Raw genomic sequence first — 13,295 nt, 5'->3', positions numbered from 1 at the left:
TAAAAAGCCGCTTTAAAGCGGCTTTTTATTCTATTGTTTTTTTAATTTTTCATCCTTTCTACCAATCTCTACATCAAGTATGGTTTCATCTTTTGTTCCAGATACTTGAGTAATGTAATAGCCCTCAATAGAAAACTCTATTAGATATTTATTGTCAACAAGTTTTGTTACTTCTACGCTAAACTTACCGTCTTTGTCAGATTTGATTGTTTTAGTAGTACCTTTTTCATATATGTATACATCAGACAATGGTTTGTTATTCTCATCATGTACAAATCCAGTAATTTTTATTTGAGAATAGCAAGAACTAATTCCTGTGAAAAAGAGAAAAAGAAATATTATTTTTTTCATTTTTTTATATGTAAAAATATCAAATTAAAATGTAAATCCTAATCTAGCGTAGTAATACGCTCCGCTAAAGCCCATTTGAACAGCGTCCCAATATCCACCAGCTTCAACCCAGTCATCTTGTTGGTCAGGATACACATTGAATAAGTTATTGCTTCCTAAACTCAATTTAAAGTTTTTAGAAAGTTTAAACCCTAATGTTAAATCAGTTACAATTTTAGGATCATAAGTATCAGTTGCAGCCTTAATTTGTTCATCAAACGAACCGTAACCAGAAACATCTTCATAAACTTGATAGTCTAACAACTTAACTTCACTAAATCTTGTAAACGCAAGACCAGCATCAAACCATTTTCTTCCATAATTCAAGTTTAATGCAAATTTATTTTTTGGCGCGGATGCTAATAAAAAGGCTTTATCACGCTCTCCAAAAAAAGTTTGCTCGTCTAGATTACGATTCTTTACTTTTGAAATTTCCATTTCGTTAATGTTTCCAACAAATGTTGCTCCAAAATTAGATTCTCCAATTTTTTTCTTCCATGATAAAACTAGATCAATACCTTTAGTTTTTGTATCTGCTCCATTTATGAAAAACTGTGCTTGATCAACTCCTAATCCTAATGTAGATGCGTCAAAGTAACCAGTTAAAACGATTCTGTCTTTAACATTAATCATATAACCATCAATAGTTGCAGTAAAAGAGCCAAAAGTAGCAGTTACACCAAGAGAAGCGTTTATGGCTTTTTCTTCATTTAATTTTTCAATACCAAACGCTCTTGTAACCGAACTTTCATTATTGGCTAATAAAATTTCTGATGCACCTGAACTACTAAAGTTTGTAAAACTTGTGTTGTAATATATTTGAGCTAATGATGGAGCTCTAAAACCAGTACTAACAGATCCTCTTAAATTTATTTTATCTGTTACTTTAAATCTAGAAGCTATTTTACCATTTAGTGTACTTCCAAAATCACTATAATTTTCAAAACGGGCAGCAGCACTAACCATGAATTTTTCTGTGATATCAAATTCTGCATCAGCATATGCCGAAACATTTGAACGAGTTTTATCAACTTCGTTTTTAGGACTATATCCTGGGAAACCTTGAGAGCCTCCAGGTCTTGGATTTCCAGAAATTGGATCAATTGGAGCAGATTGTGTTGAAGGGTCAGTAATCACTTCACCATTGGTGTCGTATGTAGCATATGAACCAACTTCTCCAGCAAAAATTTCAAATCTTTCGATTCTATACTCGGCTCCAAAAGCTAAGTTCATACCTTTTAATACCGAATCATAGTTTTTAGAAAAATCAAGATTTATTGTGTTTTGACTCAAGCTATGTCCTCCTGCATCAAATTCAGTAGGAGAATTACCTTCTAAAGATGCATTAAGTGTTCCTTTAATTCTGTAATCAAAAATGTTTTTACCATATGTATTACTTAAATCCATTTTCCAACCACTATCAGATTTTCTTTTAAAACCAGCAGCAAATGAATTGTCAATAATGTTTGAAGTAATTCTTGGTGTAAATCCACCTGGGTATATAGATTCTACAACTCTTTCACCATCATTTCTTGTAAAAGCATATGCGTCTGTATCTCTGTAATTTCTACCACCAAATGCATAAAAGTCTAGTTTGTCACAAATAGGAATAGATAAATTAGCCATTATATTCGCGCTTAATATTTCTGCTTCTCCAAAACCTTTTCTAAAATCAAAACCAGGACGTAATGTTTTTTCTTTTTTCAAAAACTCAGTTGTAAAATTTACAAGTCCTCCTTTTTTTCCAAGAGACACACCATAATTTGCTCCAACTTTAACTGAGTTTCCATCTAATCGTTTATTTTTTCCAAATGAATTTCCAAAACCATTTTCATCTAATCTAAAACCTTTTGTATTGGCAGTTCCATTAGGAAAATCTCCTTCAGCATCAGTGTTGTATGCTCCATAGGTAACAGCACCATTAAGTTCATTTACATTGTCGTTCAGAACTATGTTAATAACACCTGCTATTGCGTCAGAGCCATATTGTGCAGCAGCACCATCGCGTAAAATTTCAATTCTTTTAATCGCTGATGCAGGAATTGCATTTAAATCAGTTCCTGTATTTCCACGACCTCTAGTTCCGAATAAATTAATTAGTGACGATTGGTGTCTTCTTTTTCCATTAATCAAAACTAAAGTTTGATCAGGCCCCATTCCTCTTAAAGATGCAGGATCAACGTGATCTGCCCCATCAGATCCGGATTGTTTGTTTGCATTAAAAGATGGTGCTACGTATTGAAGTAATTCGTTAATTTCAATTTTACCACTTTGTGTAGTTACTTCTTTTACATTTATAATATCAATTGGAACAGCAGAATTTACTACTGTTCGTTTAGAGTTTCTTGAACCAACTGTTTGAATGGTTACTTCTTCTAATTCTTTACTTTGTTCCTTTTCTTGATCTTGTGAATATCCATTGGATACACAAAATAGAATTAAGGATAATTTTAATAGTTTTTTCATATAATAAGTTTGTTAGTTTGTGCTAAAGTAATTAATTTTTTAACAAATTTTATGAAACTTTTTCTCATTTTATAAGGTAATCATTGTTAATGAAATTTAGATTAATAATCTTAATAACTTTCTGTTTCATCTATTCCTTTTTCATAACATTTCTAGTATATTAGCGCCAAATCGATTTTTTATATGCTTGAGCAAAATCAATATACCGAAGACAATATACGTTCTCTCGACTGGAAGGAACATATTCGTATGCGTCCTGGTATGTACATAGGAAAACTAGGAGACGGTTCATCGCCTGATGATGGTATATATATCTTACTAAAAGAGGTACTAGATAACTGTATTGACGAGTTCGTAATGGGGGCTGGAAAAACCATCGAAGTCACACTTAAAGACCGTATGGTAACAGTTCGTGATTATGGACGTGGTATACCATTAGGAAAAGTGGTTGATGTGGTTTCTAAAATGAATACGGGAGGTAAATACGATTCTAAAGCCTTCAAAAAATCAGTAGGTTTGAATGGGGTGGGTACCAAAGCAGTTAATGCGCTTTCAACGTATTTTCGCGTAGAATCTGTTCGTGATGACCAACAAAAAGCTGCCGAATTCTCAGCTGGAAATCTTACTCTTGAAGAAGATGTTATAACTACTACAAAGCGTAAAGGAACAAAAGTTTCTTTCGTAGCTGATGATACCATTTTTAAGCACTACAAATACAGAAATGAGTACATCATAAAGATGTTGAAAAACTATTGTTATCTAAATACAGGACTAACAATAATTTATAACGGAGAAAAGTTTTATTCTGATAATGGATTAAAAGATTTATTAGAAGAAACTATTTCTGAAGAAGACATGCAATATCCTATCATTCATCTTCGTGGTGATGATATCGAAATTGCAATGACGCATAGTAAAAGTCAGTATTCTGAAGAGTATTATTCGTTTGTTAATGGTCAAAATACCACCCAAGGAGGTACGCATTTAGGTGCATTCCGTGAGGCTATTGTTAGAACAATAAAAGAGTTTTACAATAAACCTTTTGAAGCTTCCGATATTCGTAAGTCTATCGTATCTGCGATTTCTGTTAAGGTGGAAGAGCCTGTATTCGAATCGCAAACAAAAACTAAATTAGGATCGACAGATATTGGTCCAAATGGTCCTTCAGTACGTACATTTGTAAACGATTTTATCAAAACCAATTTAGATAACTTCCTACATAAGAATCCTGAAGTAGCCGATTTATTGCTTCGTAAGATTCTTCAAGCAGAGCGTGAACGTAAAGAACTTTCAGGTATTCGTAAATTAGCTAAAGAACGTGCTAAAAAAGCAAGTTTACATAATAAAAAACTGCGTGACTGTCGTGTGCATTTAACAGATGCTAAGAACCCACGTAGTTTAGAAAGTACTTTGTTTATTACCGAGGGAGATTCGGCTTCTGGTTCGATTACCAAGTCACGTGATGTGAATACACAAGCGGTATTTAGTTTGCGTGGTAAGCCCTTGAATACTTACGGTATGACCAAGAAGATTGTATATGAAAACGAAGAATTCAATCTTTTGCAAGCCGCTTTGGACATTGAAGAGAGCATGGAGGATTTGCGTTACAACAATATTGTTATCGCAACCGATGCCGATGTTGATGGTATGCACATTCGTTTGCTGTTGATTACGTTCTTCTTACAATTTTTTCCAGAAATCATCAAAGAAGGTCATTTGTATATTTTGCAAACACCATTATTCCGTGTACGTAATAAGAAAGAAACTATTTACTGTTACAGCGATGATGAACGCAGAGCTGCGATCGATAAATTAAAACCAAAACCCGAAATCACTCGATTCAAAGGATTAGGAGAGATTTCTCCCGATGAGTTCAAACATTTTATTGGAGAAGATATTCGATTAGATCCTGTAATGCTGGATAAAGCAACTTCTATCGAGACATTGTTAGAATTCTATATGGGTAAAAACACACCGGATCGTCAGGAGTTTATTATCAAGAATTTGAAAGTGGAGTTGGATACTGTTGAAGAATTAACCAGTTAGATGTTTTGATTATGAAATATATTTTAATTGGATTTATTACTTCATTCTGCATATCTTGTCAGAAGGATGTTGAAAATCAACTTCAAGGAATCAGTTATGATAAAGTAGTGGTTTATTCTTTCGAATCAAGAACACCTCCACCACCTCCACCTATACAAGATGATGACAGTCTAAACTCTTCATCTGAAATAAAAAATATTGATATTGTTCTAAATGGGAAGATAACTTTATCAGAGGATGAAATAAAAGATAAAATTATTTTAAATAATAGCCAAATTGAAGATTTAGTCAATTTTATAAAAGAAGATTATTGTAAAATTAAAGCTACAGTTGCAGCCTGCTATGCTCCGAGGCATCTAATTGCTTTTTTTAAAAAGAATAAATTAAGTGCTTATTATGAGTTTTGCATTGAATGTGGAAATGATAAAAGATCAAAAAAATTATATAAATATCCAGAGTTTTGCCTTGAAAAGGGGGAAAAAGCTAAAGAATTATTAAAACAATTTGGTGTTAAATATTTAGGTGACTAAAAGCTGTTAACTGAAAACTGTTAACTGAAATATGAGCGAAGAAAACGAAAACATAAACGAAGAAGAATTAACACCTCAAGACGAGAACTTATCTGAAGAAAACACTACAGAGGAAGGACATTTTGAAGGTGAACATTTTTACGATCACAACGAAGATAATCCAGAGGCTACCATTACTAAAGTAACAGGTATGTATAAGGATTGGTTCTTAGATTATGCGTCTTACGTAATTCTAGAACGTGCTGTACCTGCTATAGAAGATGGTTTTAAACCAGTACAACGTCGTATCATGCACTCCATGAAGGAGTTGGATGATGGCCGTTACAATAAAGTGGCAAATGTTGTTGGACATACGATGCAGTATCACCCACATGGTGATGCGAGTATTGGTGATGCTATGGTACAAATTGGTCAAAAAGACTTGTTGATAGATTGTCAAGGAAACTGGGGAAATATCCTAACAGGTGATGGAGCGGCTGCTTCTCGTTACATTGAAGCCCGTATCTCAAAATTCGGGTTGGAAGTTTTATATTCTCCAAAAATTACCGAATGGGGATTGTCGTATGACGGTCGTCGTGCTGAGCCTATTAACCTTCCTGTAAAGTTTCCATTGTTGTTAGCACAAGGAGGAGAAGGTATTGCAGTGGGTTTATCGACTAAAATTTTGCCACATAACTTCAATGAGTTAATCGATGCGTCCATTAAAATCTTAAAGAATAAACCATTTACCCTTTATCCAGATTTTCCAACTGCAGGTATTGCCGATGTTTCTAATTATAATGATGGAAATCGAGGCGGACGTATACGCGTACGTGCAAAAATTTCACAGTTAGACAAACAAACCTTGGTAATTACCCAAATTCCTTTTTCGACGAATACGACGTCATTGATTGATAGTATTTTGAAAGCGAATGATAAAGGGAAAATTAAAATCAAAAAAATTGAAGACAATACTGCAGCCGAAGTTGAAATTTTAATACACCTTCCGCCAGGAGTATCGCCAGATAAAACGATAGATGCCTTATATGCTTTCACCGCTTGTGAGACTTCAATTGCACCATTAGGATGTGTAATTGAGGATAACAAACCGTTGTTTATTGGTGTTTCGGAAATGTTAAAGATTTCGACTAATAGGACGGTTGATTTATTACGTCAGGAGCTTGAAATTCAGCTGAAGGAGTTGCAAGAAAAGTGGCATTTCTCTACTTTAGAAAAAATCTTCATTCGTGAAGAAATGTATATTGATTTCAAATTGTATTCAGATAAAGAATCGTTATACGAATATATGTACAAACGTTTCGAACCGTTTAAAAAGTTACTGGTTCGTGAAATCAATGATGATGATTTACAACGTTTGACACAAATTCCAATGATTCGTATTACACGATTTGACTCGGATAAAGCGGATGATGCGATTGCCAAGTTGGAATCCGAAATGGAGCAAGTGAAGCATCATTTGGCAAACCTTATTGATTTTGCCATCGATTACTTTGTCCGATTAAAGGAGAAGTATGGTAAAGGGCGTGAAAGACAAACTGAGATAAGAAATTTTGATACGATTGAAGCGACTAAAGTAGTGTTGCGTAATACTAAGTTATACGTAAATAAAGAAGAAGGTTTCATTGGTACTGGTTTGAAAAAAGACGAATATGTAGCCGATTGTTCTGATATTGATGATGTGATTTGTTTCCTTCGTAATGGAAAAATGATCATCACTAAAGTCGATGAGAAAAAGTTCATTGGTAAAGATATCATCCATATCGCAGTTTTCGATAAAAATGATAAGCGAACCATTTATAATATGATTTACCGCGATGGTAAGTCGGGACCTTCATTTATTAAACGTTTTAATGTTTCTGGGGTAACTCGTGATAAGGAATATGATTTAACGCAAGAAAAAGCAGGTTCGCAAGTATTGTATTTTTCAGCGAACCCCAATGGTGAAGCAGAAACAGTAACCATTTTGTTACGCCAAGTAGGTAGTGTGAAAAAACTGAAATGGGATGTTGATTTCGCCGAAATCATGATTAAAGGTCGTGCTTCAAAAGGAAACACAGTTTCTAAATATCCTATCAAGAAAATTGAACTGAAAGAAAAAGGAATTTCAACGTTACGACCTCGTAAAGTTTGGTTTGATGATACCGTACAACGTTTAAATGTTGATGGAAGAGGGGAGTTATTGGGTGAATTCCGTCCGAATGATCGTTTGCTTATCATCAATCAATCAGGTAAACTAAAAACAATTATACCTGAATTGACGACGCATTTTGATGAAGACATGATTGTTCTGGAAAAATGGCATCCTAAAAAACCTATTTCTGCTATTTATTATGATGGAGAGAAAGAACGTTATTTTATCAAACGTTTCTTGATTGAAAATGAAAATAAGGAAGAAATTTTTATTACAGAACACGAAAAGTCCCAATTAGAAATTGTTTCTACTGATTGGCGTCCGGTTGCTGAAGTTATTTTTGCAAAAAGCAAAGGTGTTCAAAAAGAGAATCAAACGGTCGATTTAGAACAATTTATAGCAGTTAAAGGAATAAAAGCCATAGGGAACCAGCTAACGACTGATAAAATAAAACAAATCAATTTATTGGATCCGTTGCCGTATGAAGAACCTATTGAGGTAATTCCTGAAGAAATTGAAAAAGGAGATTCAGAAACGATTGAAGGAACTGAATTGACTGATTATAATATAACGCTTGAAGATGATGGTCAAATCACTTTGAGTTTAGATTAAGTTTTAAGAAAAAAGTAACAGTTCAAACTGTTACTTTTTTTTATATTTGTTCAATCAGATGAAAACAAAGATATTCTCATATTTAATTGTATTTCTTTTAGGCATGTTTTTAATGCCTAATCAAGGTTATGCATGCAATATGAAAATGAATTTGACTTCTCATAAAACAATCACTTCAAAAAAGTTAACTTCAAAAAATTGTTGTGATAAACAATCCTCTCCCAATAAAGATAAAGGATGTAGTAAAAGTTGTGACGATTCAAAATGTCAATGTACCTCTTTTGGAAGTTGTACTTCCTTGGTATTTACTATGATAATTGAATCTAACAATTATTCTTTCATATCTACTACAAAAAAAGAAGATAATTTCTTTTATAATGCTTTGATAAACAAGGTGTTTTTTTCTGTTTGGGCTCCGCCAAAAATAAGCTAAACGAATTTCTGACTAGCCATAATTGTATTTATCCGTTAATGGATGAATTTACAATTGTAATTATTTACCTAATTTTATAGTAATTATCAGCTTGTTAATCAGGCTACAATTCGTTTATGTATGAAATCGCCACATATAACATGTTTGTTGCAAACAAACACTTATTAAAAATAAGGCGATAACATATGTGACCTCTAAAAATTAAATTATACACATATGAAAAATTCAATTCAAAATATAGTTTTATTGTTAAGTCTGGCGTTATTTTCTGTTTCTTGTGAAGCTCAAATTAAAAATGAAAAAAAGGAAACTGTAAAAATCAGCGGAAACTGTGAAATGTGTGAAGAAACTATCGAAAAAGCAGGGAATTTAAAAAAAGTAGCTTCAATAGATTGGAACAAAGACACAAAATTAGCCAACATCAGTTATGATGAAAAGAAGACCAATAAAGAGGAAATTTTAAAAAGAATAGCTTTAGCTGGATATGATAGCGAATCTTTTTTGGCACCAGATGATGTTTATAAAAATTTACCACAATGTTGTCAGTACAAACGTGAATTTAAAAAAGAAGTTGTTAAAGCATCTATAAATGAAACAGCTCACAATCATGAAGATCATGTTAAAACTGAAACTGTTGGAGTTAAACAAGAAAAAAATCAATTAGAAAAGGTTTATGGAAATTATTTTCAATTAAAAGATGCTTTGGTTAGTTCTGATGGAAATAAAGCTTCAGAGGTTTCAAAAAGTATGGTAGTTGCCATTAGTCAAGTAAAAATGGAATTATTGGATAATGAAGTACACATGGTTTGGATGAAAGTTTTAAAAGATCTTACAGAAGATGCAGAACATATTGGTGAGACTAAAGATTTAAAGCATCAAAGAGATCATTTTATGACACTTTCTAAAAATGTTTATGCTTTACTGAAAGCCGAAAAGTTGAATAAACCAGTTTATTATCAATTTTGTCCTATGGCTAATGATGGTAAAGGAGCCAATTGGTTGAGTTATGAAAATGCCGTAAAAAATCCATATTATGGTTCGATGATGCTAAATTGTGGAAAAACGGTTGAAACCCTGAAATAGTGAAGATTTATATCAAGAATATGGTTTGCAGTCGCTGTAAACTGGTAGTTAAGTCTGAGTTGGAAAAACTCGGACTTAACGTTCTTTCAGTTGAATTAGGTGAGGCTGATATCATTGATTCTTTAGACGAGAACAGGAAAAAGTTAATTGTTAAACAATTAGAAAAATTTGGTTTTGAAGTGATTGATGATAAAAAAAGCCGTTTGATTGAACAAATCAAAACGATTATCATTGAATTAGTGCATCACAACAAAGATGGAATAAAAACCAACCTTTCAGATTATATCAGCGAAAAGCTATCCTTAGATTACAATTATGTAAGCAACCTTTTTTCGGAAGTTGAAGGAGTAACAGTAGAAAAATACTACATACTACAACGTATTGAAAAAGTAAAAGAACTTTTGGTTTATGATGAGTTGAGCTTGAGTGAAATTGCTTATCAGCTCAATTACAGTAGTGTGGCGTATTTGAGTAATCAGTTTAAAAAAATCACTGGTTTTACTCCAACTTATTTTAAACAACTAAGGGAAAAAAAGCGTAAACAAATTGAAGACCTATAAAAATTACAAATCATATCAGAAATATTGTAAATAATTTGGTGTAGTCTGTTCAGAACTTTGTCATTATAAATCACTTAAAAAATTTAAACAATGACACACGAGTATCAAATAACAGGAATGACATGTTCAAGCTGTGAGGCTAAAGTAAAATCTGCTTTGTTCTCTGTAGCAAACATAACTAATGTAGAAGTTTCTAAAGAAACAAATTCAGCAGTAATTTCGATGGATAAACATGTTTCGTTAAGTGAATTGCAAAAGGCATTGACTGAAAAAGACAGTAAGTATAAAATTACTGTGAAGACACATAATGAAATAGCTGACCAAACTAAATCTTGGTTGGAAACTTACAAACCAGTTTTACTGATTTTTGGATTTATTACAGTTGTGACCTTACTGATTCAATGGCGAACAAGTTCTTTCAATTCTATGATATGGATGAGACATTTCATGGCAGGTTTCTTTTTGGTATTTTCTTTTTTCAAGTTATTAAACTTAAAAGGATTTGCAGAAAGTTATGTCATGTATGATGTAATTGCACGTAAGGTACCCGTTTGGGCTTATATCTATGCTTTTGTAGAATTAGGTTTGGGAATTGCTTTCCTAATTGATTTTAATCCAATGATAACTAATCTAATCACTTTTGTGGTTATGTCAGTTAGTATCATAGGAGTTTTGCAGTCAGTTTTGAATAAAAAAAGAATTCAATGTGCTTGTTTGGGTGCTGTTTTTAATTTGCCTATGAGTACAATAACCATTATCGAAGATGCATTAATGATAGCTATGAGTGCTTACATGCTTCTTCAATTATTATAACATAAAGATGAAATTTTTAATTAAAATTATAATATTATTATTCATATCGACGGCTTTTGCGCAAAAAGTCGTTAGATATGATTTATATGTCCGAGATACCATTGTGAATTATGCTGGTAAAGAAAAAAGAGCCATTGCTGTCAATGGTCAGATTCCTATGCCAACATTAACTTTTACTGAAGGTGATATGGCAAAGATTTATGTCCACAACGAATTAAATGAAGAAACCAGCATGCACTGGCATGGTGTTTTTTTACCAAATAAAGAAGATGGAGTACCTTATCTAACCCAAATGCCTATAAAACCAGGTAGTACATATATTTATCAGTTTCCTATAAAACAAAACGGAACGCATTGGTACCATAGTCATTCAGGATTGCAAGAGCAAATAGGAATGTATGGTTCCATGATTTTCAATAAAAGAAGTGATGATTCAACTTTTCGAAAAGGGATTGATGATTTGCCTACTTATCCAGTAATTTTAAGTGAATGGACTAACACTGATCCTAAAAATGTGCATCGAATGCTGCACAATGCTTCCGATTGGTTTGCTATAAAAAAAGGGACTACTCAAAGTTATGCTGAAGCAATCAAAGAAGGTCATTTAAAAACCAAACTAACTAACGAATGGAAACGAATGTTAGCCATGGATGTGAGTGATGTATATTATGAAAAGTTCTTTGTAAATGGTAAACCAGAAAATCAAATTACAGGGATTAGAGGCGGCGAAAAGGTGAGGTTAAGAATTTCAAATGGTGGTGCGTCAACTAATTTTTGGCTTACATATGCTGGAGGAAAAATAACAGTTGTGGCTAATGATGGTAATGATGTTGAACCTGTAGAAGTAGATCGTTTACTTATCGCTGTATCAGAAACCTATGATGTTGTGGTTGATATTCCTGCTGATGAAACCGCTTATGAGTTTTTAGCAACCCCGGAAGACAGAACAAAATCGGCATCACTTTTTTTAGGAAATGGAATAAAGCAATTGGTTTCACCATTGCCTAAATTAAAGTATTTTGAAGGGATGAAGATGATGAACGATATGATGAAAATGAACGGAGAATTGAATGATATGGGGATGAAAATGAGTTTGAACCAAATGGACATGAATACGGTTATGTATCCCGAAATTACTGGTAAAAAGAATGAAAAAAAAGTAATGTCTAATGAACATTCAGAACATCAATATAATGCAAATAAACTATCAAGTATAGTGACTTTAAATTATGCAATGCTGAAGTCACCTACTAAAACAGTTTTGCCTTCTAATGCTCCAGTTAAAGAATTACGATTTGAACTTACAGGTAATATGAATCGTTACGTTTGGAGTCTAGATAATAAAGTGATTTCAGAAACGGATAAAATTTTGGTTAAGAAAGGAGAAATATTACGTATTACTCTTTATAATGGTTCAATGATGCGTCACCCAATGCATTTACACGGACATGATTTCCGTTTGATCAATGGTCAAGGAGATTATGCTCCTTTAAAAAACGTTGTGGATATTATGCCAATGGAAACTGATACTATTGAATTTCTAGCTAATGAAGAAGGAGATTGGTTTTTTCACTGTCATATTTTATACCATATGATGAGTGGTATGGGCAGAATCTTTTCGTATGAAAATCAAAAACCAAATCCAGAATTACCTGATCCTAAAAAAGCTTATAAAATGCTGAAAGCTGACGATCGTGAATTTCATTTTATGGCCGAAAATGATTTTGCAACCAATGGAAACGATGGTATGTTTATGTTGCAAAATACACGATGGAGTATAGGCACAGAATGGCGTTTGGGGTATAACGATATGCATGGCTATGAAACCGAAACTCACATTGGGAGATATATTGGAAAAATGCAATGGTTTATGCCTTTCATTGGTTTTGATTGGCGCTACCGTAAAATGGGACATGATGAAATTGAAAAGAATCTTTTTGGTCAAACTAACACTAAAGATAAACGCGCCGTTGTGAGTGCAGGAGCTAGTTATGTTTTACCTTTTCTTGCAACGGTTCAAGGAGAAGTATTTAGTGATGGTAATGTGCGTTTTCAATTGATGCGTGAAGATATTCCTTTATCAAAACGCCTGCGTATGGCTTTCATGATTAATACGGATAAAGAATATATGGGAGGATTTAAATATATTATGAACCGTTATTCTGCCTTATCAACACATTATGATAGTGATATGGGATTCGGATTCGGATTAACTTTGAATTATTAAATAA

At 33.0% G+C, this 13,295-nt stretch carries 10 protein-coding genes; 8 read left to right on the top strand and 2 right to left on the bottom strand.

The annotated features are described in order from the left end of the window. Positions 1 to 30: 30 nt before the first annotated feature. Together BUC09_RS09740 and BUC09_RS09735 are read right to left on the bottom strand one after the other, a co-directional pair. Positions 31 to 351: a carboxypeptidase-like regulatory domain-containing protein gene (locus tag BUC09_RS09740; RefSeq protein ID WP_073311020.1), complete on the bottom strand. Its 321-nt coding sequence runs from the start codon at positions 349 to 351 to the stop codon at positions 31 to 33. Between the two features lie 24 nt (positions 352 to 375). After that, on the bottom strand, positions 376 to 2,856 hold the full coding sequence (locus BUC09_RS09735) for a TonB-dependent receptor plug domain-containing protein (protein WP_084127186.1): 2,481 nt from the start codon (positions 2,854 to 2,856) through the stop codon (positions 376 to 378). A gap of 183 nt (positions 2,857 to 3,039) precedes the next feature. Between BUC09_RS09735 and BUC09_RS09730 the strand changes: the two genes are divergently transcribed. The 8 genes from BUC09_RS09730 (at position 3,040) to BUC09_RS09695 (ending at position 13,291) form a co-directional block, all read left to right on the top strand. After that, complete coding sequence (locus BUC09_RS09730; protein ID WP_073311018.1) at positions 3,040 to 4,902, top strand: DNA topoisomerase IV subunit B; 1,863 nt, start codon at positions 3,040 to 3,042, stop codon at positions 4,900 to 4,902. Between the two features lie 11 nt (positions 4,903 to 4,913). Further along, positions 4,914 to 5,432: a hypothetical protein gene (locus BUC09_RS09725; protein ID WP_073311016.1), complete on the top strand. Its 519-nt coding sequence runs from the start codon at positions 4,914 to 4,916 to the stop codon at positions 5,430 to 5,432. A gap of 31 nt (positions 5,433 to 5,463) precedes the next feature. Further along, positions 5,464 to 8,175 (top strand): DNA gyrase/topoisomerase IV subunit A, encoded by a 2,712-nt coding sequence (locus tag BUC09_RS09720; RefSeq protein ID WP_073311015.1) that lies wholly within the window; start codon positions 5,464 to 5,466, stop codon positions 8,173 to 8,175. 58 nt (positions 8,176 to 8,233) lie between these two features. After that, entirely contained in the window at positions 8,234 to 8,608 is a 375-nt protein-coding gene (locus BUC09_RS09715; RefSeq protein WP_073311013.1) for a hypothetical protein, read from the top strand. A 216-nt stretch (positions 8,609 to 8,824) separates the two neighbouring features. Continuing rightward, positions 8,825 to 9,691, top strand: coding sequence for a DUF3347 domain-containing protein (locus BUC09_RS09710; RefSeq protein ID WP_073311011.1), 867 nt, complete (start codon positions 8,825 to 8,827; stop codon positions 9,689 to 9,691). Further along, the gene (locus BUC09_RS09705; RefSeq protein WP_234972540.1) at positions 9,691 to 10,251 is read left to right on the top strand and encodes a helix-turn-helix domain-containing protein; all 561 of its coding nucleotides are present in this window, start codon (positions 9,691 to 9,693) and stop codon (positions 10,249 to 10,251) included. Before BUC09_RS09710 ends, BUC09_RS09705 begins: the two co-directional genes overlap by 1 nt. Before the next feature lie 90 nt (positions 10,252 to 10,341). Continuing rightward, positions 10,342 to 11,064, top strand: a complete 723-nt coding sequence (locus BUC09_RS09700; RefSeq protein WP_073311008.1) for a heavy-metal-associated domain-containing protein — start codon at positions 10,342 to 10,344, stop codon at positions 11,062 to 11,064. A gap of 7 nt (positions 11,065 to 11,071) precedes the next feature. After that, entirely contained in the window at positions 11,072 to 13,291 is a 2,220-nt protein-coding gene (locus BUC09_RS09695) for a multicopper oxidase family protein (RefSeq protein ID WP_073311006.1), read from the top strand. Positions 13,292 to 13,295 lie beyond the last annotated feature (4 nt).

Source organism: Flavobacterium terrae (assembly GCF_900142035.1).
GTDB lineage: Bacteria > Bacteroidota > Bacteroidia > Flavobacteriales > Flavobacteriaceae > Flavobacterium > Flavobacterium terrae.
This window is presented reverse-complemented; position numbering and strand designations above follow the sequence as displayed.